The organism is Myxococcus sp. MH1 (assembly GCF_059738865.1).
In genome coordinates, this window is record NZ_AP026947.1 from 834,154 (window position 1) to 857,533 (window position 23,380).

The window sequence follows — 23,380 nt, forward strand, 5'->3', positions numbered from 1 at the left end:
TGGCGCGCGCCTACCGGAACGCGGGCCAGGTGAACGAGCCGGTCCCGGCCCAGCGCTCCGCCAGGCGCTCCTCGAGCGCATCCAGGGTGCGCGACAGGGCGGGAATCGGGTCCACGTCCTCCCGCAGCGCCCGGGCGCGAGCGAGGTGACGCAAGAGGGCGGCGCGCTCGGAGAACCCGGGCGCCCACTCCCTGTCCCGCTCCAGCGCGCGAGGCGACATCCACTGGAACATGTTCACCGTGCGCGCGGTGGCGAGCAGCGCGCGGGCGCGCAGCCATGTCGCGTCGATGCGCGCCGCCTCGCACGAGGGCGCCAGGGTGATGCGGTACGTGACGTCCGCGCGCGTGATGAGCTCCTCGGGCAGCGGCACCACCAGCAGCCACATCAGCGCGTCGTACAGCGCGTGGCGCATGCCGCAGTACTCGAAGTCGAGCAGCCGCGGGCCGCTGGCCGTGAACAACGTGTTGCCCGGGGCCATGTCCCCATGCGTGAGCGCGAGGAACGGACCGGGCTCGGCCAGCTCGCGCGCCACGTGCTCCAGGTCCTCCTGCGTCCCCGGCTCCAGCTCCGCGTCGACCGCGTCCGTCCACCGTCGCAGCCGGTCCACGTGCTCCAGCAGATAGCGCGCGTTCTCGATGCGCACGCGCCCGGGCCGAGGGCTCAGCGCATGGCGGAGCATGTCGAAGTCCCCATGCAGGCCCCAGGTCCGCGCGTGGAGCTGCCCGGTGAGGCGGGCCACGGCGAGCAGCCCGCCGATGGCCGCCTCCGGGTCGTCCCCCTGGAGCAGGTCCTCCAGGGTGGGGCCGAGGCCCAGGTCCTGGAGCACGAGCAGCCGCGAGTCGACGCTGCCCGCGATGAGGCCCGGGGCGATGGTGAGGTTGTGCCGGCCGAGCAGCTCCAGCCCCGCCCACTCATCCAGCCCGAGCACCAGGTCCTGATGGAAGTGCTTGAGCACGACGCTGGTGACGTCTCCGCCGCGCACGCGGGCGCGCACGACGTGGCAGCGCGACTGGGTCCGCAGGACCTGGGGCTCGGTCAGCAGCACGGGGCGTCCCCAGGCCGCGGAGAGCGAGCGCGCGCCATCGGCGAGCAGCCGCGCCAGGTCCAGGGCGCTCAGGGGAGTCGCTCCACGGTGGCGCCGGCTCTCTCCAGCAGCTCGCGGTACCACGCGAAGGCCCGCGCGGTGCGGTCTCCCAGGGCCTTGGCGCCCCAGAGCACGGTGAGCGTGCGGCGGGTGTCCGCGTTGGTCTTGGTGCGCTGCGCGTCCTTCACGGCGTTGGCGCACGGGCCCTCGGCGTCGAAGAGGCACAAGAGGCCCGCGAGGTCGATGGTCTGGCCGGAGGCATTGAAGACGTACTGGGCGCCCTCGGGCGCGATGCCGACGCGGAACGGCTGGGTGGCGCGGTCCAGGTCCACGACGCTGATGGGCAGCCCGCTGTGCAGCGACACCGCGTTGCACGCATCCACGGCCGTGTTGATGCTGCCGAGCGAGCCATCCCCCGCGGCGCGCACCAGGTACTCGGAGGCGGGCTTGCCCCGGCCCGTGGGCTTGTAGCCGCCGTGGCGGAGCATGTCGCGCACGGCGCCGCGCACGGTGTCGTCGCTGGAGAGCGGCGCGGCCGCGTCCGACCTCAGCAGCGCCACCAGCCACTGCGGCGAGGGCGACGCGCCCAGCGACGCGGGGAAGGTGGTGGTGAAGCTCAGCGTGTCCAGGGACGGATGCGGGTCGACGGTCAGCACGGCGGGCCACTCTACGCCACCCGGCGCGCCCGTGCTGGGCTGGGAGCGCGCCAGGGCTTGTTGGCAAGGACCTCGGCGAGCGTCATGCCCGCGGTCGGGCGTGTTCGTGACGCCAGTCCCGGGGCGTCATGCCGTAGGCCTTCTTGAACGCGCGGCCGAAGTGCGTCAGGTCCACGAAGCCCCAGCTGATGGCGATGTCCGCGATGCCGCGCGCGTCCATGTCGGGGTCCTCGAGCGCCTGGCGGCAGCGCTCCAGGCGGCGCGAGAGGACCTGGCGCATGAAGCTCTCGCCGCCTTCCGCGAACAGCCCATGCAGATAGCGCGTGGACATGCGGAAGTGGGCGGCGGCCGTCGCCGGACTCAGCGAGGGCTCCGCGAGGTGACGCTCGACATAGAGGCGGAGGGCATGTCGCCGGGCCTCTCGCACGCTCGCGGCGTCGGTCTGGAGGGTCCGGCCCTGGGTGTTGAAGGCCAGGGCGAGCAGCTCGAGCAGGTTGTCCGAGACGGAGCCCGCGACGGGCTCGGCGAGCTGGTTCACCGCGAAGGCGCGCAGGTAGGCGGAGACCAGGGCCCCGACGCCCTCCTGGGTGTGGAGCACGCTGCCCACCAGGTCATCCGGACGTGAGAGCCGTGGCCGCAGCGTGGAGTAGGGCGCCACGATGACGATGCGGCGGTAGTCCGCGTCGAACGAGAGCTCTCCCGGTCGGGTCCCATCGAAGAGCTCCACGTCACCGGGGTGGGAGTACCGCTCCTCGCGTCCCTGGCGCAGCCGGCAGACGCCCTCCACCTGCATGCAGAGGTAGTAGCACTCGCGCGGGGCCCGGGCGATCTCCGGCTCCCCCCGATAGACGCTCTGGGCCGAGGAGTGCAGGTACGTCACGCCCAGCGGTCCTGCGTCGTGATGGTCGAGCCGCCCGAAGAAGGGACTGGAGGAGGACTTGTGCTCCGTCCTCAGTCCCAGGAGCACCTTGCTCGCCAATTCCTGCCAGTACTCATGCCGCTGCTGCTCGGAGACCCCGTCCGTCGAGAAGACTGTGCGCAAGTGCCGCCCCCAGATGTCGTGGCACGCATCCTCCCACCCACCTCCGACACTCCCAGCGCCCACGGCCGAATCCCCGTGCACCCTCGGCCGAGCCCCCCTGCCGCCCATTCCCTATACCTGCCTCCGACCGACACCGATGCTCGGTTCCTCTCAAGGAGAGTCTTCATGAAGCAGTTCCTCGCAGCGTTTGTGCTTTCGTTGGCCGTCGCGACCCCCGCCATGGCGCAGCATGATGGGCCGTTCGCCGACACGGACGCGCTGGTGAGCTATTGGTCGGCGCAGGACACCCAGAGCTCGCTGACGCAGATCTACGTCAATGGCAAGCGCGTGTACCAGCGCTCCGGCTTCGGGCCGGCCTTCGTCAAGGAGTACTTCGATTGCCACGACGGCTCCGGCATCAAGTCCTTCTGCAACAACATCTTCGACGGCTACTTGACCGTGGAGGGCACGTACGGGACGTACAGCCCCGGGCTCGCCGTCTACCTCGACGGCGTGCTGTATCGCTCGGGCAGTCCCTTCTCTCGCGTGGACATCAAGACCTGCTACGGCGACGCGAGCTATTACGGCCCGGTGAGCTACTACATCGTCGAGAGCGTGATCGACGGCTTCGGCCCGCCGTATCCGGGCAACGACTGCTTCTGACCCATCGTCCCGAGCCGCGCCCGTCCTGTGTCGGAGGGGCGCGGCTGTCGGGCCGCTCAGTCGGGTTCGGACAGTCCGAAGTAGTGGGACAGGTAGTCGCCGAAGCTCTTGTACTTGAGCCAGAACTCGAAGCGGTTGTGGCAGCCGAGGACGGGATACTCGCCGCGACGGTTCGCTTTGTGGAAGAGCAGCAGGTGCTCCTGGCTCCCCGAGGGCAAGAGCTCCAGGGCGAGCGCGTTCACCATGGTGGGGTCGGGCAGCAGGTCCACCCAGGCCTGGACCAGCTGCTCTTCCGTGAAGGACTCCGCCGCCGGCGCGTGCTTGGTCATGGCCCGGGACCAACCGGTGAGGATGTCCCGCAGCGGCCGGACCTCCAGCTCGGGTGGGGTGCCTTTCGCCAGGCGAAACCAGCTCGCATCGAAGGCGAGCCACTCGCGGAGGCTGGGTGGGAGTGGACGCGCGTCCGGGAGGGTGAGCGCGTTGATGGACTGAGCATCGAGGGGACGCGGGTCCTGGTGCTGGTGGAACCAGCCCTTGCCGCGTCCGCCGTGTTGCACCAGGTGTTCGATGACCTGCTTCGTCGCGCTCAGGTTCATGTCGGCCTCGCTCTACTTCGGAACGCACGACGAGGGGAGAGGGTCTCGCGTGAGTTGCTCCTCGCGCGGCGTGAGCGTGGAATTGTGTGCTCACACTCCATTGGCCCGCACAGGGCGAAGCGGATGAATCTCGCGTGTTAGGTTCGGCGCCTTCCGAGCTTGAGCGCGCGCGTGTGTGTGGCCGAGGCGTGGCGCAGAGGAGTCAATCGATGGCAGACGCGAACCAGCGGACGATGCGGGCGGCGCGCTTCGATACGGCGACGAAGACGCTGACGGTGACCACGGTCCCGGTGCCGCAGCCCGGTTCCGGTGAGGTGCGGGTCCAGGTGAAGGCGTGCGGCATCTGTCTGTCGGACGCGCATCTGCTGGATGGCTCGTTGCAGTCGCCGCTGCCGGTGGTGACGCCGGGGCACGAGTCCTCGGGAGTCATCGACGCGGTGGGGGTGGGGGTGCCGCGCTGGACGGCGGGGCAGCGCGTGGCCATGGCGGGCGGCAAGCCGTGTGGACGGTGCGCGAGGTGCTCCAACGGGCAACCGGCGGAGTGCCTGGACTTCCACATCATGGGCTTCCACTACGACGGCGCGTGGGCGGAGTACGTGGTGGTGCCTTACTTCGTGCTGTCTGCGATTCCGGACCATCTGCCGTTCGAGCAGGCGGCGATTCTCGCGGACGCGGTGGCGACGCCGTACGCGGGGCTGGTGGAGACCGCGCAGCTGCGGCCCGCGCAGTCGGTGGGCCTGTGGGGCATCGGTGGGCTGGGAGTCCACGCGGTGCAGATTGCGCGGATGATGGGGGCGACGCCGATTCTCGCGTTCGACACGAACGAGGCGGCGCGGAAGCGGGCGCTGGAGTTCGGCGCGGACGTGGCGTTGGACCCGCGCGCGCCGGACGTGCGCAAACAGGTTCTCCAGCACACGAACGGCATGGGGCTGGATGTGGCGGTGGACCTGGTGGGCGCGAACGCGGTGCTCGCGCAGGCGTCGATGAGCCTCGGGCGGCACGGGCGCGCGGTGATGGTGGGCCTGTCGCCGGAGCCCATCCAACTGGGCGCGGGGGTGAACTTCGGCGTGCGCTCGCAGGCGCTGCTCGGCCACCTGGGCTACGAGAAGAAGCACCTGGACCAGCTGGTGGCGCTGGTGGGCGGCAAGCGCCTGGACGTGTCGCGCTCGGTGACGGCGACGCTGCCGCTCAAGGACGTGGCCAAGGGCGTGGAGCGGCTGGTGAGCAAGGAGGGCAACCCCATCCGGCTCGTCATCACGCCGTGAGCCTGAGGACCCGGGCACGCGAGTGCTCGGGTCCCATCGAGCGTCACGCGGTGCTCACCGCGTGCTGGCGGACGCGGCGAGGAGGCGGGCCACGTCTCCGAGCGTCGTGACTCCGGGGAAGCGCGCCGTGCCGGGCGCGGGGGCCGGCCTCAGCCACGCCGCGATGATGACCCCCAACAGCGCCGACATCCCACCGACGAACAGGGGCATGGAGCCCAGGCGGTAGCCTGCGGCTGTGCTCACGAGCGCCAGGACGAAGAGCCCGAGGCTCGCCTTGCGAAAGGGCGTGGACGGGATTTCGACGCGAGGCAGCGCCCGGGGTGAAAGCAGTCCCACGACGTCCTGGAACGTCGCCAGCTGTTGCCAGCTCTGGAAGGACAGGGGTGTGGACGGGCGCGCTCTTGCGACGGGGAGCCCCGCGCCCAGCAGCGCGGTCCGCAAGGTGATGAAGGCACCCGCCGTCAGGCAGGACGTCCCCGCCACGCGCAGGGGCTCGAGGACGGGCAGCCGCAGCCGCGGCGCGAGGAACTCACACAGATGTCCCATCGTCGGCGCGCGATGCGCGCGCAGGGCGGCGTCGAGCGCATGCGGTGGAACCTCGACGTACAGCCACGACTGGAGCCAGGCCGCGAGCGGCTTCCATCCGAGCCAGAAGTCCCGGAACCCAGCATCCAGGGCTGCTTCCCAATGGGACAGTGGAGTCTCGAAGTCGAGGGGCGGGTCCTCCTCCACGCTCGCATCCAGCGCGGCGTCGTGCGCGAGCTTCGCGCGCAGCAACGCCAGTACATCCTCCGGGGTCGCGGAGCGTGTCCGCCAACGTCGCGTGTCGCGCATCGACTCCCTCCCAATCAGGCCCGAGGTTAGTGGACCCGGCCTTCCGCCGCGAACCCAGGATGCGAGCCTGCGAATCCGCTCACGGCGGAACGCGGCCCCCGCCCCATGTAGGTCTCCCTCCCGGCCCGGGGGCGTGCGCCACCCTGGCTGGCCGCCCTCGGGCATGGGAAGCGATTGCCGGAGGTTCGGAACAGTCCTCCTCTGGCGTCCCCCATGGCATAAGGGCGCCGCGCCCGCTTTCTCCGGGCACCCCCTACGCACATGATTCGTCTCGACAACATCAGCAAGCAGCACGGCCAGCAGATTCTCTTCATCGAGGCCTCGGCCGCTCTCCACAAGGGGGAGAAGGTCGGCCTCGTCGGCCCCAACGGCGCCGGCAAGTCCACGCTGTTCCGGATGATCACCGACCAGGAACACCCCGACGAGGGCCAGGTGGCCGTCGACCGCGGCGTCACCATCGGCTACTTCAGCCAGGACGTCGGTGAGATGTCCGGCCGCAGCGCCGTCTCCGAGGTCATGGATGGCGCCGGCCCCGTGAGCACCGTGTCCGCCGAGCTCAAGCAGCTCGAGGCCGACCTCGCCGACCCCGACAAGGCCGACGAGATGGAGAAGCTCGTCGAGCGCTACGGCCTGGTCCAGGGACGCTTCGAGGAGCTGGGCGGCTACGCCCTCGAGGGCCGCGCGCGCGAGATTCTCGCGGGCCTGGGCTTCAGCGAGGAGATGATGGACGGCGACGTCGGCGCCCTGTCCGGTGGTTGGAAGATGCGCGTGGCGCTCGCCCGCATCCTCCTCATGCGCCCGGACGCGATGCTCCTCGACGAGCCGAGCAACCACCTGGACCTGGAGAGCCTCATCTGGCTCGAGGGCTTCCTCAAGGGCTACGAGGGCGGGCTCCTGATGACCTCGCACGACCGCGAGTTCATGAACCGCATCGTCACCAAGATGGTGGAGATCGACGGCGGCACGCTGACCACCTACTCGGGCAACTACGACTTCTACGAGCAGCAGCGCGCCCAGAACGAGAAGCAGCAGCAGGCCCAGTACGAGCGCCAGCAGGCCATGCTCGCCAAGGAGCTGAAGTTCATCGAGCGCTTCAAGGCCCGCGCCTCCCACGCCGCCCAGGTGCAGAGCCGCGTGAAGAAGCTGGAGAAGATTGAGAAGGTGGAGCCCCCCAAGCGCCGCCAGACGGTGCTCTTCGAGTTCCAGCCCGCCCCGCGCTCCGGTGACGACGTGGTGAGCCTCAAGGCCGTGCACAAGGCCTACGGCAAGAAGCGCATCTACGACGGCATGGACTTCCTCGTGCGCCGCGGCGAGCGCTGGTGCGTCATGGGCATCAACGGCGCGGGCAAGTCCACGCTGCTCAAGCTCGTGGTCGGCTCCACCACGCCGGACCAGGGCACCGTGGCCATGGGCGGCAGCGTGAAGCTCGGCTACTTCGCCCAGCACGCCATGGACCTGCTCGACGGCGAGCGCACCGTGTTCCAGTCGCTGGAGGACGCGTTCCCCCGCGCCGGTCAGGGCTCGCTGCGCGCGCTGGCCGGCTGCTTCGGCTTCTCCGGCGACGAGGTGGAGAAGAAGTGCCGCGTGCTCTCCGGTGGAGAGAAGGCGCGTCTGGTCATGGCGAAGATGCTCTTCGACCCGCCCAACTTCCTGGTGCTCGACGAGCCCACCAACCACCTGGACATGGCGACGAAGGAGATGCTGATCACGGCGCTCTCCCGCTACGAGGGCACCATGCTCTTCGTCTCGCACGACCGGCACTTCCTCGGCGCGCTGTCCAACCGCGTGCTGGAGCTGACGCCCGAGGGCATCCACCAGTACGGCGGCGGCTACACCGAGTACGTCGCGCGTACCGGCCACGAGGCCCCTGGCCTGCGCACCTGAGGCATCCGTGAGACGGCGGGCCGGCTACTCGAACAGCCGGCTCGCCAGTCGCGCCAGCTTGCGCGCCTTGCCCGTGTACGGCGGGAAGAACAGGTGCGCCAGCGACGTGCGCCCCTGCCGCAGCACCGCGCGCTCGTGGCTGAAGGCCTTGAAGCCCGCCTCGCCGTGGTACGCGCCCAGCCCGCTGTGGCCCACGCCCCCGAAGGGCAGGTGCGGGTTCACGTTGTGCAACACCACCGTGTTGACGCACGTGCCGCCCGCGCTCGTCTCCTGGATGAGCCGCTCCACCGCCGCGTCGTCCTGGCTGAACACGTAGAGCGCCAGCGGCTTGCCGCCCGCGCGCACGTGTGCCACCACCTCGTCGAGCGACTCGTACCGGAGCACCGGCAACACCGGCCCGAAGATCTCCTCCTCCATCAGCGGCGCGTCCGGCGTCACGTCCGCCACCACCGTCGGCGCGATGAAGCGCGTCTGCGCGTCCACGCTCCCGCCCACCACCACCCGCGCGCCCTGCGCCACCGTGCGGTCCAGCAGCCCGCGCACCCGCGCGAAGGCGCCGTCATCCACCATCCGGCAGAAGTCCGCGCTCGCCCGGCGCGCCTCCTCGGTGCGCCCGTAGAAGCGCTCCACCGCCGCCTTCAGCGCGGCCAGGAACGCCTCCTCCTGGGACGCATGCACCCAGACATGGTCCGGCGCGATGCACGTCTGGCCGCCGTTGAGGAACTTGCCCCACGCCACCCGCTCCGCAGCCGCCTCCAGGTCCGCGGACGTGTCGAGGATGGCCGGTGACTTGCCGCCCAGCTCCAACGTCACGCCCGCCAGGTGCCGCGCCGCCGCCTCCATCACCCGCCGCCCCACCCGGGGCCCTCCGGTGAAGAAGAAGTGGTCGAACGGCAGCCGCAAGAGCGCCTCGCCCACCTCCGTGCCGCCCTCCACCACGTGGACCTCGTCCTCGGGGAACGTGTCGCGCACGAGCTGCGCCAGGAAGCGCGAGGTGTTCGGCGTCTTCTCGCTGGGCTTGCAGAGCACGGTGTTGCCCGCCGCCACCGCGTCCACCAGCGGCGCCACCAGCAGGTTGAACGGGTAGTTCCACGGCGCCATCACCAGCACCACGCCGCGCGGCTCGTAGCGCACGTGGCTGGAGGTGCCGGTGAGCACGAGCGGCGTCGTCACCTTGCGCGGCTTCATCCACCCCTTGAGGTGCTTGCGCACGTGCTCCAATTCCATGAGCACGGGCAGCACCTCCGTCGACTCCACCTCCGCGGCCGGCTTGCGGAAGTCCGCGTGGAGCGCCTGGGCCAGCGCCTCGCGCCGCTCCAGGATGAGGGCCTTGAGCTTCTCCAGGCGGGCGAGCCGCTCACCGGGGCCGCGCCTGCCCACCTCCCAGCGGCGGGCCCGCAGGCGCTCGAACGCCTCCCGCAGGCCCTGGGGCACCAGCTCCTCCTCCTGTTTCACCACGCGCATCCCGGCTCCTCGAGGCTGGCTGCCCTATTCCAACAACCGCGTCGCGCGGGAGGCCCAGTCCTGGGCCTTTCCGCGGTACGGCGGGAAGAACACCGACGCGAGCGACTTCATCCATTGAACCGACACGGCCCGCTCATGGCTGAAGGTCCGGAAGCCGTAGACGCCGTGGTAGTGCCCCAGGCCACTCATGCCCACCCCGCCGAAGGGCAGGTTCGGGTTCGCCACGTGGATGAGGACGTTGTTCACCACCGCGCCGCCGGACGTCGTGTTGCGGAACACGTCCTCGATGGCCCGCTTGTCCTGGCTGAAGACGTAGAGCGCCAGCGGCTTCTCCCCCCGCTGGATGTGCGCGTACACCTCGTCCCGCGAGCGGAACGTCATCACCGGCATCACCGGTCCGAAGATTTCGCCCTCCATGATGGGCATGTCCGGCGTCACGCCCGTCAGCACGGTGGGCGAGATGTAGCGCGAGGGCCCGTCCGCCACCCCGCCCATCTCCACCTTCGCGCCCGCCGCCACGGTGCGGTCCACCAGGTCCTTCACCCGCCGCCACGCCGCCGGCTCCACCAGCCGGGCGAAGTCGGGGCTCGCCTGCCGGGCCTCCTCCGTCTCACCGTAGAAGCGCGTGATGACCGCCTTCACCGCGTCCACGAACTGCTGCTTCTTCGACTCGTGCACGAAGATGTAGTCGGGGGCCACGCACGTCTGGCCGCTGTTGAGGAACTTGCCCCACGTCAGCCGCTCCGCCGCGGCCTGCACGTCCGCGGACTCGTCGATGATGGCGGGCGACTTGCCGCCCAGCTCCAGCGTCACGCTGGCCAGGTGCTGCGCCGCGGCCTCCATCACCTTGCGGCCGATGCGCGGGTTGCCCGTGAAGAAGAAGTGGTCGAACGGCAGCCGCAAGAGCGCCTCCGCCGTCTCCGCGCCGCCCTCGAACAGCGCCACCTCGTTCTCCGGGAACACGTCGCGCACCAGCCGCGCCAGGAAGCGCGCGGTGTGCGGCGTCTTCTCGCTGGGCTTGCACAGCACGGCGTTGCCCGCGGCGATGGCGGCGATGAGCGGCGCCATCAAGAGCTGGAAGGGATAGTTCCAGGGCGAGAGCACCAGCACCACGCCGCGCGCCTCGTAGCGCACGTGCGCCGACGAGCCCGCGAGCAGCATGGGCGTGCCCACGCGCGTGGGCTTCATCCACGACGACAGGTGCTTCACCGTGTGGTTCAGCTCCTCCAGCGTGGGGTGGATCTCCGTCAGCTCCACCTCCAGCGCGGGCTTGCGGAAGTCCTGGTGGATGGCCTCGGCCAGCTCGTCGCGGCGGGCGATGATGGCCTCGCGCAGCCGCTTGAGCTTCGCGACGCGCTCGGCCGCGGTGGTGCGCGACAGGGCCCAGCGGTTGGCGCGCAGCGAGTCGAACGCGGCCTGCAGGCGCGCGACGTCGGCCTGGGGTTTGGACTCGGTGGAAACGGGGACGAGCTCCAGCATGGTTGGCTCCTCGATGAAATCAGGTGGGTGCTTCAGCGGGCCTCGAGCCCGCGCAAGAGGGTGGTGAGCGCCGTCGTCAGCTCGGCGGTGAAGTCGATGCGCAGGGGGGCCATGTGCGGCAGGGCGAGCACCTCGCGCGCCACGGGCGCCACGTCCGCCATCTGCCGCAGGCCCGTCACCAGCGCGTGCAGGTGCACGAGCACGCGGGCGCCCTCACCTGGGTGCAGGAAGGACAGCCGCGACTCGAGGAGCGCGCCCGTGCGCGCCATCGCCTCCAACAGCCGCTCCTTGAACCGGCGCGCCTGCTCCACGGAGACGTTCTGCTCCAGCACCGTCTGCAGCATCGCGAGCAGCCGCGTCAGCGACAGCTCCGGCTCCAGCGACTCGGCCACCGCGCGCGCCAGCCACGGCCCCGTCCACGCCCCCTCCACCGTGCCCAGCCTCGCCTCCAGCCGGGCGAACCAGGCGAAGAGCAGGTCCTCCAAGAGCGCGAGGAACAGCGCCTCCTTGGTCGGGAAGTAGAGGAACACCGTCCCCTTGGCCAGATGGGCCCGCTCGGCCACGTCCGCCATCTTCACCTCGGAGTACGAGGTCGCCTGATAGAGTGCGAGCGCCTCGTCCAGCAGCACCCGCCTGCGCGCCTCCTTGTCCTCGTCCTTGCGCGCGCGCTTGGGTGCCACCCGCCCCACCTGCTCCCCGGAATCGCTGACCATGCCCTCAGTGGTAGGTGACCTCAGGTCATTCGTCAAGTGACCAAAGGTCATTTCCGCTGGCCGGCACCTGGAGTGTGGTGGGTGGGTGTGAGATGATGTCCGCCATGCGTCCCATCCAGACGGAGCTGCTGTCCGGAAGCGAGCTGTACCGGGAGGTGGTGCTGGAGAAGCTGCTCCACGCCCGCGAGTCGGTGTGGCTGGCCACGGCGAACGTGAAGGCGATGTACGTGGAGTCGAAGGGGAAGTTCGTGCCGCTGGTGGACGTGCTGGACGGGCTGGCGGCCCGGGGCGTGTCCCTGCGGCTGCTGCACGCGGAGCTGCCGAGCCGCCCGTTCCGCGCGGCGTTCGATGCCCGGGCGCGGCTGGTGAAGGGTGGCTTGAATCTGAAGGTCTGCCCCCGCGTGCACTTCAAGGCAGTGGTGGTGGATGGGGCGTGGACCTATCTGGGTAGCGCGAATCTGACGGGGGCGGGCCTGGGGGCCAAGGGCGACGCGGTGCGTAACTTCGAGCTGGGCTTCGTCACGGAGGACTTCGACGTCATCGACCGGGTGACGGCGCTCTACGAGGCGGTGTGGAGCGGGGCCGAGTGCAGGGGATGCAAGCTGCGGCACGTGTGCCCGGACCCGATAATCCCCGCACCCGGGGGGCGGGAGGAGATGAGAAGCTCCCGCGGCGCTCCTCGGCTCGGCAAGTCCCGTCGGTTGAGGCGCGCCACCTCGGAGTCGTCACGACGATGATGAAGCTCTACTTCGCGCGGAACACCCGGGCCACCCGGCCCCGGTGGTTGCTGGAGGAGCTGGGCGTTCCCTACGAGCTGGTGCCGGTGGACGTGCTCCAGCGCGAGCACAAGAGCCCCGAGTACCTGCGCATCCACCCCATGGGCTCCATGCCCGCGCTGGAGGATGACGGGCAGCCCATCTTCGAGTCGGCGGCCATCCTGCTGCACGTCGCGGACAAGTACCTGGAGCAGGGCTTCGCCCCGCCGCTCGGCTCGCCCGAGCGCGCCGAGTACTACCAGTGGATGTTCTTCTGCATGTCCACCATGGAGCCGCCCTTGTCCGCGTACTCCGCGCACAGCCGCTTCCTGCCGGAGGAGCAGCAGGTGGTGGGCGAGGCGGAGCGCGGGCGTCGTCGCTTCACGGACATCGCGCGCATGCTGGAGTCGCGGCTGCAGGGGCGCACGTTCCTGGTGGGCGAGCGCTTCACCGCGGCGGACGTGGTGATGACGTCCATCCTGGAGTGGGGCGGGAGCATGGGGCTGCTGGAGGACTTCCCCGGCTTGCGCGCCTATGTGGAGCGGCACCTGGCGCGTCCCGCGGCGCGGCGAGCCCTGGAGTAGGCGGCCCCGTGCATCAACCCGTCGTACCCAGTCCCTCGCCCTCGGAGCTCGCGGCCCACGTCGGGTTGAAGCGCCGGGGCTTCATCGTCTCGGCGTGCGTGCTGCTGCTGTCGCTCGGCACGCACCCGCTGCTCTTCGGCGGCTTCATCCCGACGGTCATCGTGGTCCACATCGCGTGGGCGGCGGTGCTCGTGGGCACGGCCGCGGCCATGGGCTCGCGGTGGGTGACGGTGCATCGCGCCAGCGTCGTCACGGGCGTGGCCAGCATGGTGGCGCTGGTGCTGGACATCCACTTCACCGGAGGGCTGTCGAGCACGCTGTACCCGCTGCTCTTCGCGATGCCGCTCATCATCGCCGTCTTCGCGCCGGGGGACGTGGTGACGGTGTGGGCCTCCGTCGTGCTGACGCTGGTGGGCATGCTGGTGGCATCGTGGCACTCGGACGTCTCCGAGCAGCGGCTCGTCGGGCAGGTGACGCTCTTCTTCTTCCTGGCCTGGGTGGCCGTCTTCAGCTGCAAGCAGTTCCGCCGGATGCGCGACACCGAGCGCGACGCCGTGAACGCGCGGCTGGCGGCGCTGGAGCAGCTGGCGCGCAGCGAGCACCTGCGCGCGGACGCGGTGCGCAGCCAGGCGGAGATGGAGCGGCTGGCCCTGGTGGGGCGCCTGGCCGCGGGCGTGGCGCACGAGGTGAACAACCCGCTGGCGTACGTGAAGTCCAACCTGGGCTACCTGGAGGAGGTGTCGGGCGAGGGCGCGCAGGACCTGGAGGACCTGCGCCGGGTGCTGTGGGAGACGCGGCAGGGCGTGCTGCGCATCGAGCAGATCGTCACGGACCTGCGCCGCTTCTCGCGCGACGCGTCGGACGCGGAGGAGGCGGGCAGCGTGGCGGAGGCGCTCGACGAGGCGGAGCGGCTCGCGTCGGTGCGGCTGCGCAGCCTGGGGCAGGTGGTGCGCGAGGTGGAGCCGCACCTGGTGCGCGTGCGGCTGGGCCAGCGTCAGCTGGTGCAGGTGGTGCTGAACCTGCTGCTCAACGCGGCGGACGCGCTGGACGGGGCGCGGCCCTCGCGCGCCGCGCGCATCGTGCTCAGGGCCTCGCGGGTGGAGGGGGGCGTGCGTCTGGAGGTGGAGGACAACGGACCGGGCGTTCCGGAGGCTGTCCTTCCGCACCTGTTCGAGCCGTTCTTCACCACCAAGGCCCCGGGCAAGGGCACCGGCCTGGGCCTGGCGCTGTGTCGCGAGTACCTGGCCCGCGTCGGCGGCACGCTGACCGTGGCCAACTGCCCCGATGGCGGCGCGTGCTTCACGCTGCACCTGCCCGCCGTCCCCGAGAAGGAGCCCCCGGCCTGAGGACGCGGGCGGCTACGACTTCGCGGGCTCGGTGCCGGTGGGCGCGATGGGCTCCTCGGCGGCCTTGTCCGGCTCAGACTCCGACGAGGACTTGCCCAGCTGCCGCTCGCGCCACGCGCTGGGGGACTCACCCACGAGCTTGCGGAACAGGCTGCTGAAGTGCTGCAGCGACGCGCAGCCCACCTCCACCGCGACGGCGGTGAGCTTCATGTCCGTTTCCAAGAGGAGCCCCTGGGCCATGCGCACCTGCACGGCGTTGAGCTCCGCCTGGAAGGACGTGCCGGCCTCCTTGAGGCGGCGCTGCAGCGTGCGCTCGGACATGCCCATCTCCCGGGCGACGTCCGACAGGTTGATGTCCGGCAGCTTGCCCTTCATCGCCTGGTGCAGCTCGCGCAACAGCGGCGACTGGCCGGTGGCCTCGGCCACCAGGTCATTCAGCTTGGAGAGCAGCGGCGCGGCGCGCGCCTCGGGCTGTCCCAGCCACGCCAGCGCGGCGGCCGGCTCGGTGAAGACCTTGCTGGGGTACGCGCCCGTCAACAGCGTGTAGAAGCCGCCCACCACCGCGCCCGCCACGCCCTCCGGACGCACCAGCGCCTGGCGCTGCACCGACGTGCCGAAGGACTTCTCGCGCGCCTGCATGTACTTCACGAGCACCGCGAAGGCCGCGGGGTCCGCCGCCTCCAGCCGGCGCGCGTCCACCAGCGAGGCATGGGGCGCCGCGGGGGCCAGCTCCACGTCGAGCACGTGCACCAGCCTGCGCACGTGCGCCTCCGCGGGGCGTCCCCACAGGATGAAGCCGCACAGGTCCGCCGAGGCGTACCAGTGCAGGAACCCTTCCCCGACTAGGTAACGGCCGTGGGGGTCCCGGAAGTAATCGTCGACGCCGTCTGCCGATCGCACGGCTCGGCAGAATAGCGCTTCGCCACCTGGAGCACCCAGCGGGGATTGATGGGCGACAGTCCCGTCACCAGCTCCGGCCTCACCAGGGCCACGCCCTCCAGCTCCCGGGTGGTGGCCGGCAGGTCCCGCCAGGGCACCTGGGGCTTCACGTGGTGGGCCTGGTGGTAACCCGCATTGAAAAAGAACAGGTTGTACAGACGGGACGTGGACGTGGTTCCCAACGCACCGCGCTGCGTGGAGTCGGTCTCGAAGTGGGCGGCCAGGTTGAGCCAGTGGATGCAGAACTGGCCCACCAGCAGCACGCCGAACCACGCCAGGCCCAGGGCGGGCCGCCAGACGATGACCGCCAGCAGGGCCCCGTCCACGACGAGGAAGTCCAGCGCCAGCTCCAGGCGCTGGTTGCGCTTCTTGGCCCAGCGCCAGACGTTGGCCACGGCCTCGAAGGGCCAGAACCAGGGCGTCAGCGCCGAGCGCAGGCAATAACGCACCACGCCTTCGCCGGGCTTGCGCTGGCCCCAGTCACCCGGGCCGTCGTTGTACCGGTGATGGTTGAAGTGGTGGATGTAGTAGCCGCGATAGGGAAACCCACACGCCATGCCCAGCGTCCGGGATACCAGCCAGTGCAGCACGCGCGGCTTCGCGATGCTCACGTGCATGTGGTTGTGCAGGACGGCGTAGTTCCAGAACATCACCGCCCAGCCCACGGCGCACATGCCCACGCGGCCCCAGGCGCCCAGGTGGTCCCAGCTCCAGAGGAAGGAGGGCAACCAGGCCCACCACAGCGCGTGTACCGCGAGCTGCGGCAGGTCGAGAGCGGGGGCGGGGAGGGGGCGAGTCATGGGGCACGAAGCTAGGCCCGCCCCTGTCTCGCCGCTTCATTCCATGCGCCAAGCGATTGCGAAAACGCGCAACCTCGAGCGTCCTTCGCTGGCATCGCCTTCAACCCGGGTCCACCCCGCCCCGGTGCTGATTCCGCCCGCGCTCGCCGTCTTCCACGTGACGGGAATGGGCGAGCGCGAGCGGCGCCGCCGCGCTCACGACTCCAGCGCGTTGGCGACCTGTCCCAGCAAGCGCAGCCGGGGCGCGTCCAGCTTGCGCACCGTGCGCAAGAGCCGGCGGACCTCGGGACGCTCGCGGTACTCCGGCGGGTCCTCGGCGAGCGTGGGCGCGCCTTCGACGCCGGCCGTCATGCCCAGCAGCACATCCGAGGAGCAGTTGAGGACCAGACACAGCTTCCTCAGCGTGCGGACGCTGGGGAGCATGTGACCGCGCTCCAGCCGCCCGTACACCTCGGTGGCGATGCCCACGCGCTCGGCCACATCGGCCTGGGTGAGCTCCAGCCGCTGCCGCGCCGCGCGAACTGCATTTCCAATGATGGTGGCCAATCGTTGTTCCATGGCGTGCGGAAACCTGTCGAAAAGAGGGCTTCGCCCCCCGCGCTCGGGCGGAGAGGTTCCGGGGAGAAGTGACTGCGGGTTCGGTGCCTCGTGGAACACAGACTACGGGTGGGGTCTGACATTCAGGTGCTTCCGGAATGGCGTGCGAAAGCGCTTGAAAAAAGCGCCGCCGGCACGCCCCGCGGGAGGCCCTCGGAAGGCCCCTCCGGCGAGGCTCCGGACGTGGTTTCCGGCGCGCTCCGGGCGTGCCTCGCGAAGGTGGGTGGTGTCGCGCGGTCGACACCGCTGGGGCCCGAAAACTCGGCGCGGGGGCGATTCGCACGCGGCGCGTGGGGCGTTCGCGTCGCGCGGACGCGGACCGTCCTCGCGCACGTCGCCGTGAGCGTGGGCGAAGCTCACCGCGGGCGTCTTGCTTCGCGTTCGTCCGGTGCTGGACGTCACCGGCCGGACGGCCGCACTCGCGGTGCTGGGGCGCGGGGGTGGCGTCCGGGCCGTCGGCGTGCGGCGGAAAGCCGGGGCTCACGTCCGAGGCCGAAAATTCGGCCCGCGCGGCGTTGTCAATGGACGGGTGGGGACTTCACGGAAAAGCCCTGGTGTTTCCGTGGTTTACGAAGGCGGGACGTCTGACGTAGGGTGGGCCCCCCCGGTGGGTCGGGGGTGCACCGCGTGCCTCGCGGGGAGGGCCGTTGAGGTCGTGAGCGACGAGCGTCCGGACGCGCTGCTCAAGAGCGCACTCGAGAAAATTGTCTACTTCGAGGCCCGTGCGGAGCAGTTGCTCAGCGAGCTGGGCTCGACGCGTGAGGAGATGGAGCACCTCAAGCGCGAGCTCGCGGAGACGCATCAGCGCGAGCTGAAGCTGCGGCGCGAGGTGGCGGAGCTGGAGGTGCGCGTCGGGCGCGCTCAGGCCGAGCGCGAGGAGTCGGTGCGGCTGACGCAGGCGCTGCGCGGCGAGCGCGACCAGCTGATGGACCGGCTGCTGACGGCGAGCCGGCTGCGCGCCTCCACGCAGGAGCGCGACGACGAGGACGATGACCTGGGGTTCGACCTGGCGTCGTTCATCTCGCAGCTTCGCAGCGAGGCGCTGCTCAAGAACGAGACGGGCAAGGGCGCGGCGGCGACGGTGATGTCGATGAAGGTGCCCGTGCGAGCACCCGCGGTCCCGCTGGCCGAGCCGGTGGCGAAGGCCCAGCCTCCCGCGGCGGCCTCGAGCGCGCCGCCCGCGTTGCTGGAGCCGCTGCTGGAGGGACTGTCGCCGGTGGCGCGCGAGGCGCAGCGCTTCCTGCAGGCGGGGCGGCTGGGCGTGAGCGCGGCGCAGCTGGCGGAGCTGTCCGGGCAGGGTGGGCTGGGGGCTCCGACGGACGAGACGCTGTTCGGGTTCTCGGTGCGGGAGCTCTCGGCGCAGGACCCCGCGGCGCGCATCCGCGCGGCGGAGCGGCTCAAGGCGCTGTCGCAGCCCGCGGCGGCTCCGGCGCTGGCGAGCGCGCTGCACGCGGAGACGGACGCGGCGGCGCAGGTGGCGCTGCTCCAGGCGTTCGCGGCGCTGTGCCGGGAGGAGGGCGCGCAGGTGGTGTCGCCGCTGTTGTCCTCGCCGGTGCCGGAGGTGCGCATCGCGGCGCTCAAGGCGCTGTTGACGCTGGCGCCCCGGGACGCGGCGCCGCACCTGGCGCAGGCGATGAAGGACCCGGACCGCTCGGTGCGTCGGCGCGCGTCGCTGCTGGCGCTGGGGCTGGAGGGTGAGACGGCGCGCCGGCTCGGTGAAGAGGCCATCCACGACGCGGACGCGGAGGTCCGTTCGCTGGCGGCGCTGGCGCTGGGCGCGGGGAGTGGCGAGAACGCGCGGGCCTTGTTGCTGGAGGCGCTCGGGGACCGCGAGCCTCGCGTGCGCAAGGCGGCGGCGCAGAGCCTGTCGCGCATCCTGGGGCAGGATGTGTCCGGCGTCGTCGCGCTGGACGACACGCACCGGCGCCGTGAGATTCGTCGACTGGCGACGTTGCCGGTCAAGCCCGTGCGCGCGCGGCTCGAGGAGCCGGCGCGAGGGGTGCCCGCGGTGGCTGTCGCGGCGACCCCCGTGGCCTCGCAGGGAGCCCCCGTGGGAGCGCAGTTCGCGACCCAGGCAGCCTCTGTCGGCGCTCCGCAGGGAGCGCAGTTCGCGGTCGCGACCCAGGGCGCTCATCGTAGCGCGGGCGCCGTGGTTGGCGCCGCTCAGGGGATGCAGTTCGTGGTCGCCGCGCAGGGCGCCGGCGCGGCGCAGGTGGCGGGTTCGGTCCAGGGTGGAGTTCCTGTCGCGCTGGCCTCGGCGCAAGCCCGTCAGGGTGCGATGGCGCCCCCCTCGATGGGGGCTCGTCCCGTCGCGCCGCCCACGCACGTGGCGCAGGCCCCGCAGGCCCGTTCCTCGGTGCCTTCGTCGACGCACGTGGCGCAGGCCCCGCAGGCCCGTTCCTCGGTGCCTTCGTCGACGCAGGGAGTCCAGGCGCCCCAGGTCCGCCCGGTTCCCCAGCCCGCGCAGCCCGTGGCCGCCCCGCCGAATGCTGGCGCCCCGCAGCGCGCCGCGCCTCCGCCTTCCCGTCCCGCCGCCCCGGCGCCCCGGCTCTCGCCCGTCCAGGCGGCCCTCGTGGCCATGGGCGCCCCGGCGCCGCAGCCCGCGACGCGCTCCGAGGAGCCCCGGCCCGTCGCCGCGCGCCCGAGCGCCTCGCCCGTGGAGACGCTCTGTGCCCCCATGCTCCACGAGGTCCGCGTGGCGGTCCGTGGTCGCTCGCTCGCCGAGCTGACGGCCGCCCTGGGGGTGCCCGTCGAGCTCGCTCAGGAAGCAATCACCCTGCTCTCAGCCCGGGGGGCCGTGGTCCGAAGGGGACACAAATACTTCGCCGCTTGAGGCAAGGTAGCCGCCCCGTACGTCTTTCGAAGGGTCGTTCATGGAAGCGCCGACATACAGCTCGAAGCAGGTGGCCGAGATGCTCGGCGTGTCTCCGAAAGCGATTCCGGAGGACGCGAGGAAGGACGTGTACACCCCGGACGACGTCTGGGACCTGCGCACGACGCTCGACCGCTTCCCGGCCAAGGTGGGCCACCGCCGCCAGCTCTTCCTGAACTTCAAGGGCGGCACCGGCAAGACGTCCCTGTCCACGTCCTACGCGTGGCGCGTGGCGGAGCTGGGCTACTCGGTGCTCCTCATCGACCTGGACAGCCAGGGCCACGCCACCAAGTGCCTGGGCTACGAGGGCGAGGAGTTCGAGAAGACGCTGCTCGACGTGCTGGTGCGCAAGACGCCCCTGGCCAAGGTCATCCAGAAGTCCCCGCTGCCCAACCTGGACTTCGTCCCGTCCAACCTCAGCATGTCCACCATGGACCTCTCGCTGATGCCCATGGCCGGCCGCGAGTTCAAGCTGCGCAACGCCCTCAAGGACGTGGAGGCCCAGTACGACGTCATCGTCTTCGACGCGCCGCCGTCCTTCGGCCTGCTCAACCTCAACGCGCTGATGGCCGCCAACGACCTGTTCGTCCCCGTGCTGGCGGACTTCCTGTCGTTCCACGGCCTGAAGCTGCTGTTCGAGACCGTGCAGAGCCTGGAGGAGGACCTCAACCACGTGCTGGACCACGTGTTCATCGTGGTGAACTCCTTCAACGCCACCTTCAAGCTGGCGAAGGAGGCGCTGGAGGCGCTCCAGACGCACTACCCGGAGTTCCTGCTGCCGACCATCATCCGGCAGTGCACCAAGTTCGCCCAGGCCTCGAGCGAGGGGCGCCCCGTCTTCGTCGCGGACCCCACGTCGAAGGGCGCCAACGACATCCAGGCCATGATTGACAACGTCCTGCCGCGCCTCGTCGCCGCGGCCGCCGCCGCCCCGAAGAAGGGCACCCAGCAGGCTGGCTGAGATTCGCCATGAAGAAAGCCTTCGAACAGAACGTGTCTCGCGCCAAGCCGCGCCTCCGCCTGGGGGCGTTCACCGGCGCCGTCGAGCAGACCGAGCCCACCGAGCCTCCCGAGCAGGCCGCCGACGTCGCTCCCCCCGAGCCGACGAGCGCCGACCTGTCCGCGGAGGTCCGCGCCCGCATCGAGCGCGCCCGCGCTCCTCGCCCCACCGCCGCCGAGGCGATGGAGGTGGCGCTGTCGCAGCCCGAGGGGCCGCGCGCGCGGGAGCCGGTGTTCACCCAGCAGGTCGCCGAGCCGGTGACGTATGCGTCGCCGGAGCCGGAGGCCGCCGTCTACGACGACGGGGTGGGTGAGGCGCCCGTCACCTTCGCTGCTCCGCCCACCATGGCGTTCCACCTGGACGGCCTCGAGGCCGAGCCGTCGTCGGAGGCGCACCCCATGACGCAGGGCTCTCCCCACGCTTCGCTCCCCCACGTCACCGCCACCGTCGCGGAGCCCGTGGCCCGCGTCGAGGCGCCGCCGCAGGAGGTGGAGGTACAGACGCCCGCGCCGCCGCGCGAGGAGGCGATGGACTCGGACGCGCGCCGCGAGCGGCTCAAGGCCCGGCTCAAGGCGGTGCGGGAGAATCCGCGTCCGGAGCCCCTGCCGGCCACCGTCGCGGAGGCGGGTCAGCGCGCGGTCGAGCGCATCACCCACCTGCAGGCGGAGCTGGTGAAGGTGAAGGCGGCGAACCTGTCCCTCACGCAGGAGCTGGAGGTCGCGCGCCGTCAGGCGGAGAAGGCCACCGAGGAGGCTCGGCTGCGCATGGACGAGGCGCGCCGGCTGTCGGCGGAGATGGAGGGCCGCGTGAAGCTGCTCGCGGACCTGGAGCGGGAGCTCGCGGCGCTGGAGGGTGAGCGCGACGAGGCGCTGCTGTCCCTCCAGGAGAACCGTCAGGCGCTCCAGGCCTCCGCGAAGGAGCACGAGAAGCTCGAGGAGGAGGTCTCCCGGGGCAAGCAGGCCCTGGTGGACAGCCTCGCCGAGGAGGAGCGGCTCGCCACCGAGCTCGAGTCCGCGAAGGACGAGTCGATGTCGCTGCGCCGCGCGGTGGAGGCGCTGCAGGGAGAGCGGGACGTGCTCGCCCAGCAGGTGGCCTCGCTCACCGCCGAGCGCGCCGAGCTGCTCGAGGCGCGCAAGGCGCTCGAGGCCGTGCACCGCGCGCTGAGCCAGGCCGCGTCGCGCTGAACGCGTCGTGGCCATGGGCGCCCCGAACGGGGGGCGCCCGAGCCCGCGCCTACTTCCCGTCCTTCGCCACGTTGCTCCGCCCCGCGCCCTTCTTCACCGCGGCGACGAGCTCCGGCTGGAGCGGCGGGCTGCGCAACCCCTCCAGCGACAGCTCCGCGAACTCACCCTCGCGCGGCCTCAGGCTCGCGAGGAAGGTCTTCAGCCGCTCCTCGCGGTCCGCCTTCTTCGGGTGCCGCGAGCCCAGGCGGGAGCCGTCCTTCGTCTTGCCGAGGACCGCGATGTACTCCTTCGGGTCGTAGCCGGCCGAAATCATCAGCCGCGCGGCGAGCTGGTCCGCCGCGTACTCCTGCTCCTTGTCGTTGCCGCTCTCCGCCAGGCCGATGACCTTCTCCGTCAGGTCACCGAGCAGCGCCGTGTCGCTGTCCAGGTCCAGGTTGCCACCGCTGCCTCCCGCGGCGATGAGCTGACCGGAGCCCGGCACGTTGGCCTCCATCGTCACCGCCACCTTGCACAGGCTCACCTTCGCGGCGTTGTACTGCTGGATGGAGTGCTTGAGCACCACGTGCGCGATTTCATGCGCGAGCACGCCCGCCAGCTGGCTCTCGTTGTCCAGCTCCGACAAGAGCTTCCGGGTGACGAAGACGTAGGCCCCCGGCGTGGACACCGCGTTGAAGTTCTGGTCGTCGTTGAGCACGCCGAACGTCCAGTCCAGCGTGGGCCTCGGCGACTGCGCGCCCAGGTTCTTGCCCACCGTGTTGAGGTACTCGTGCACCGCGTGGACGCTGGTGTCCTTCGCGCCGCCGGTGGTGCCCATCAGCCCGCCGCCGCCCTCCACCCAGTGGACCGCCATGGCGCTGCCGATGGCGTACTCCTCCTTCACCGTGGGCTCCACATCCAGCTTCGCGCACTCGTCGCGCTGCTTCTGCGAGGCCACCGAGTTGTTGACCGTCTTGCCGGCCACGTCCGCCACCTGCGCGAGCGTGACGCCCTTGCACGACACCGTCAGCAGCCCCAGGCCCAGCAGCGCCGCCGTCCTCCCGAGCGCCTTCATCACGAGCCTCCCTTCGGCTTGCTCTTCGCCCCGCCCGAGCGGGCCGTCGTCTCCGCGCCCACCACCGGGTGCAGCCCCGCCGCCGCGGCGTGCTTGGCGATGTCCTGGGTGGACACGTCCTTGGCCGCCTTCTCCAGGCTCTGCAGCTGCGCCACCGCCTGCTTGTGCCCGCCGCCCTTCTTGTTGCCATACGCGACGGCGCCGGGGCTGAGCGCCTTCACCGCCGCGCCGCTGGACACGAAGCCCTCCGGGTTCACCTTGCGCTTGCCCTGGTCCCCGACGACGAGCTCCAGGTTGGGCGCGGTGGTGGACAGGTTGGACTGGAACACGAAGCCGCGCTTGCCCGTGGACGTCTTCACCTTGTGCCACTGCTTGTTCTTCGCGTCCGCGCCCTCCCACTTCACCTGCTCACCCGGCTGGAGGATGACCACCGCGTTCGCCGTGGGCGAGGGGCTCTCCATCACCCGCGTGTTCTTCGCCTTCACGTACAGCGAGCCCCCCACCGCCACCGCCGAGGACAGGCCCGGCAGCCCCATCATCAGCAACGCGGCCACCCACGCCGCTCTCGTTCTCATCCCCATGACTTCAGACTC

General features: G+C 71.0%; 22 protein-coding genes. 9 read left to right on the forward strand and 13 right to left on the reverse strand.

The genetic code is table 11. From position 1 onward, the window contains the following. Positions 1 to 10: 10 nt before the first annotated feature. From AC6JA9_RS03485 to AC6JA9_RS03495, 3 genes are all read right to left on the reverse strand, one after another. Entirely contained in the window at positions 11 to 1,045 is a 1,035-nt protein-coding gene (locus AC6JA9_RS03485; protein ID WP_223749170.1) for a phosphotransferase, read from the reverse strand. A 68-nt stretch (positions 1,046 to 1,113) separates the two neighbouring features. Next, complete coding sequence (locus AC6JA9_RS03490; RefSeq protein WP_223749171.1) at positions 1,114 to 1,740, reverse strand: phenylalanine--tRNA ligase beta subunit-related protein; 627 nt, start codon at positions 1,738 to 1,740, stop codon at positions 1,114 to 1,116. Between the two features lie 82 nt (positions 1,741 to 1,822). Next, positions 1,823 to 2,782 (reverse strand): helix-turn-helix domain-containing protein, encoded by a 960-nt coding sequence (locus tag AC6JA9_RS03495; protein ID WP_497959076.1) that lies wholly within the window; start codon positions 2,780 to 2,782, stop codon positions 1,823 to 1,825. A gap of 219 nt (positions 2,783 to 3,001) precedes the next feature. Between AC6JA9_RS03495 and AC6JA9_RS03500 the strand changes: the two genes are divergently transcribed. Then, positions 3,002 to 3,424, forward strand: coding sequence for a hypothetical protein (locus AC6JA9_RS03500; RefSeq protein WP_408888257.1), 423 nt, complete (start codon positions 3,002 to 3,004; stop codon positions 3,422 to 3,424). Positions 3,425 to 3,480: 56 nt separating this feature from the next. On the opposite strand, the gene AC6JA9_RS03505 is transcribed toward AC6JA9_RS03500, so the two are convergent. Further along, a complete protein-coding gene (locus AC6JA9_RS03505; RefSeq protein ID WP_497959077.1) occupies positions 3,481 to 4,020 on the reverse strand; it encodes a hypothetical protein in 540 nt (179 codons plus the stop codon). Between the two features lie 209 nt (positions 4,021 to 4,229). On the opposite strand from AC6JA9_RS03505, the gene AC6JA9_RS03510 reads away from it, so the two are divergent. Beyond that, positions 4,230 to 5,285: a zinc-binding dehydrogenase gene (locus AC6JA9_RS03510; RefSeq protein ID WP_497959078.1), complete on the forward strand. Its 1,056-nt coding sequence runs from the start codon at positions 4,230 to 4,232 to the stop codon at positions 5,283 to 5,285. Positions 5,286 to 5,339: 54 nt separating this feature from the next. Here the strand turns inward: AC6JA9_RS03510 and AC6JA9_RS03515 are convergent, their stop codons facing one another. Continuing rightward, positions 5,340 to 6,119 carry a hypothetical protein gene (locus tag AC6JA9_RS03515; RefSeq protein ID WP_408888255.1) on the reverse strand — a complete coding sequence of 260 codons (780 nt, stop codon included), beginning with the start codon at positions 6,117 to 6,119 and terminating at the stop codon, positions 5,340 to 5,342. A gap of 261 nt (positions 6,120 to 6,380) precedes the next feature. Here AC6JA9_RS03515 and AC6JA9_RS03520 point away from each other — a divergent pair, with 261 nt between their 5' ends. Continuing rightward, positions 6,381 to 8,003 (forward strand): ABC-F family ATP-binding cassette domain-containing protein, encoded by a 1,623-nt coding sequence (locus AC6JA9_RS03520; protein ID WP_223749176.1) that lies wholly within the window; start codon positions 6,381 to 6,383, stop codon positions 8,001 to 8,003. A gap of 24 nt (positions 8,004 to 8,027) precedes the next feature. Here AC6JA9_RS03520 and AC6JA9_RS03525 read toward each other — a convergent pair whose 3' ends face one another. From AC6JA9_RS03525 to AC6JA9_RS03535, 3 genes are read right to left on the reverse strand one after another with little or no spacing between them, the layout of a single operon-like run. After that, on the reverse strand, positions 8,028 to 9,467 hold the full coding sequence (locus tag AC6JA9_RS03525) for an aldehyde dehydrogenase family protein (RefSeq protein ID WP_267698265.1): 1,440 nt from the start codon (positions 9,465 to 9,467) through the stop codon (positions 8,028 to 8,030). 24 nt (positions 9,468 to 9,491) lie between these two features. Next, on the reverse strand, positions 9,492 to 10,946 hold the full coding sequence (locus AC6JA9_RS03530; RefSeq protein WP_223749178.1) for an aldehyde dehydrogenase family protein: 1,455 nt from the start codon (positions 10,944 to 10,946) through the stop codon (positions 9,492 to 9,494). A gap of 32 nt (positions 10,947 to 10,978) precedes the next feature. Then, positions 10,979 to 11,659: a TetR/AcrR family transcriptional regulator gene (locus AC6JA9_RS03535; protein WP_497959079.1), complete on the reverse strand. Its 681-nt coding sequence runs from the start codon at positions 11,657 to 11,659 to the stop codon at positions 10,979 to 10,981. Positions 11,660 to 11,763: 104 nt separating this feature from the next. Between AC6JA9_RS03535 and AC6JA9_RS03540 the strand changes: the two genes are divergently transcribed. From AC6JA9_RS03540 to AC6JA9_RS03550, 3 genes are read left to right on the forward strand one after another with little or no spacing between them, the layout of a single operon-like run. Further along, positions 11,764 to 12,396: a phospholipase D-like domain-containing protein gene (locus tag AC6JA9_RS03540; RefSeq protein ID WP_223749180.1), complete on the forward strand. Its 633-nt coding sequence runs from the start codon at positions 11,764 to 11,766 to the stop codon at positions 12,394 to 12,396. Then, the gene (locus AC6JA9_RS03545; protein ID WP_141328883.1) at positions 12,393 to 12,998 is read left to right on the forward strand and encodes a glutathione S-transferase family protein; all 606 of its coding nucleotides are present in this window, start codon (positions 12,393 to 12,395) and stop codon (positions 12,996 to 12,998) included. Before AC6JA9_RS03540 ends, AC6JA9_RS03545 begins: the two co-directional genes overlap by 4 nt. Positions 12,999 to 13,006: 8 nt before the next feature. After that, complete coding sequence (locus AC6JA9_RS03550; protein ID WP_223782361.1) at positions 13,007 to 14,344, forward strand: sensor histidine kinase; 1,338 nt, start codon at positions 13,007 to 13,009, stop codon at positions 14,342 to 14,344. Between the two features lie 12 nt (positions 14,345 to 14,356). On the opposite strand, the gene AC6JA9_RS03555 is transcribed toward AC6JA9_RS03550, so the two are convergent. The 3 genes from AC6JA9_RS03555 to AC6JA9_RS03565 form a co-directional block, all read right to left on the reverse strand. Then, positions 14,357 to 15,106 (reverse strand): helix-turn-helix transcriptional regulator, encoded by a 750-nt coding sequence (locus AC6JA9_RS03555; RefSeq protein WP_223749182.1) that lies wholly within the window; start codon positions 15,104 to 15,106, stop codon positions 14,357 to 14,359. An 80-nt stretch (positions 15,107 to 15,186) separates the two neighbouring features. Beyond that, positions 15,187 to 16,011, reverse strand: coding sequence for a fatty acid desaturase family protein (locus AC6JA9_RS03560; protein ID WP_497959080.1), 825 nt, complete (start codon positions 16,009 to 16,011; stop codon positions 15,187 to 15,189). 267 nt (positions 16,012 to 16,278) lie between these two features. After that, positions 16,279 to 16,641 (reverse strand): helix-turn-helix transcriptional regulator, encoded by a 363-nt coding sequence (locus tag AC6JA9_RS03565; protein WP_046710788.1) that lies wholly within the window; start codon positions 16,639 to 16,641, stop codon positions 16,279 to 16,281. 694 nt (positions 16,642 to 17,335) lie between these two features. Here AC6JA9_RS03565 and AC6JA9_RS03570 point away from each other — a divergent pair. The 3 genes from AC6JA9_RS03570 to AC6JA9_RS03580 are packed head-to-tail and all read left to right on the forward strand — an operon-like array spanning position 17,336 to position 21,736. Further along, the gene (locus AC6JA9_RS03570) at positions 17,336 to 19,513 is read left to right on the forward strand and encodes a HEAT repeat domain-containing protein (protein ID WP_497959081.1); all 2,178 of its coding nucleotides are present in this window, start codon (positions 17,336 to 17,338) and stop codon (positions 19,511 to 19,513) included. 40 nt (positions 19,514 to 19,553) lie between these two features. After that, a complete protein-coding gene (locus AC6JA9_RS03575) occupies positions 19,554 to 20,513 on the forward strand; it encodes a ParA family protein (RefSeq protein WP_141329317.1) in 960 nt (319 codons plus the stop codon). Positions 20,514 to 20,521: 8 nt separating this feature from the next. Continuing rightward, complete coding sequence (locus AC6JA9_RS03580; protein ID WP_223749186.1) at positions 20,522 to 21,736, forward strand: extensin-like protein; 1,215 nt, start codon at positions 20,522 to 20,524, stop codon at positions 21,734 to 21,736. Between the two features lie 49 nt (positions 21,737 to 21,785). Here AC6JA9_RS03580 and AC6JA9_RS03585 read toward each other — a convergent pair whose 3' ends face one another. Beyond that, positions 21,786 to 22,787, reverse strand: a complete 1,002-nt coding sequence (locus AC6JA9_RS03585; protein WP_223749187.1) for a M48 family metalloprotease — start codon at positions 22,785 to 22,787, stop codon at positions 21,786 to 21,788. Beyond that, entirely contained in the window at positions 22,787 to 23,362 is a 576-nt protein-coding gene (locus tag AC6JA9_RS03590; protein WP_324289130.1) for an SH3 domain-containing protein, read from the reverse strand. The genes AC6JA9_RS03585 and AC6JA9_RS03590 overlap by 1 nt, the downstream gene beginning before the upstream one ends. Positions 23,363 to 23,380 lie beyond the last annotated feature (18 nt).

Bases quoted from the DNA above. Each gene is read 5' to 3' on its own strand.
- AC6JA9_RS03500 (WP_408888257.1), top strand. From the start codon at position 3,002: ATGGCGCAGCATGATGGGCCGTTCGCCGACACGGACGCGCTGGTGAGC.
- AC6JA9_RS03505 (WP_497959077.1), bottom strand. From the start codon at position 4,020: ATGAACCTGAGCGCGACGAAGCAGGTCATCGAACACCTGGTGCAACAC.
- AC6JA9_RS03510 (WP_497959078.1), top strand. From the start codon at position 4,230: ATGGCAGACGCGAACCAGCGGACGATGCGGGCGGCGCGCTTCGATACG.
- AC6JA9_RS03515 (WP_408888255.1), bottom strand. From the start codon at position 6,119: ATGCGCGACACGCGACGTTGGCGGACACGCTCCGCGACCCCGGAGGAT.
- AC6JA9_RS03520 (WP_223749176.1), top strand. From the start codon at position 6,381: ATGATTCGTCTCGACAACATCAGCAAGCAGCACGGCCAGCAGATTCTC.
- AC6JA9_RS03525 (WP_267698265.1), bottom strand. From the start codon at position 9,467: ATGCGCGTGGTGAAACAGGAGGAGGAGCTGGTGCCCCAGGGCCTGCGG.
- AC6JA9_RS03530 (WP_223749178.1), bottom strand. From the start codon at position 10,946: ATGCTGGAGCTCGTCCCCGTTTCCACCGAGTCCAAACCCCAGGCCGAC.
- AC6JA9_RS03535 (WP_497959079.1), bottom strand. From the start codon at position 11,659: ATGGTCAGCGATTCCGGGGAGCAGGTGGGGCGGGTGGCACCCAAGCGC.
- AC6JA9_RS03540 (WP_223749180.1), top strand. From the start codon at position 11,764: ATGCGTCCCATCCAGACGGAGCTGCTGTCCGGAAGCGAGCTGTACCGG.
- AC6JA9_RS03545 (WP_141328883.1), top strand. From the start codon at position 12,393: ATGATGAAGCTCTACTTCGCGCGGAACACCCGGGCCACCCGGCCCCGG.
- AC6JA9_RS03565 (WP_046710788.1), bottom strand. From the start codon at position 16,641: ATGGAACAACGATTGGCCACCATCATTGGAAATGCAGTTCGCGCGGCG.
- AC6JA9_RS03575 (WP_141329317.1), top strand. From the start codon at position 19,554: ATGGAAGCGCCGACATACAGCTCGAAGCAGGTGGCCGAGATGCTCGGC.
- AC6JA9_RS03580 (WP_223749186.1), top strand. From the start codon at position 20,522: ATGAAGAAAGCCTTCGAACAGAACGTGTCTCGCGCCAAGCCGCGCCTC.
- AC6JA9_RS03585 (WP_223749187.1), bottom strand. From the start codon at position 22,787: ATGAAGGCGCTCGGGAGGACGGCGGCGCTGCTGGGCCTGGGGCTGCTG.
- AC6JA9_RS03590 (WP_324289130.1), bottom strand. From the start codon at position 23,362: ATGAGAACGAGAGCGGCGTGGGTGGCCGCGTTGCTGATGATGGGGCTG.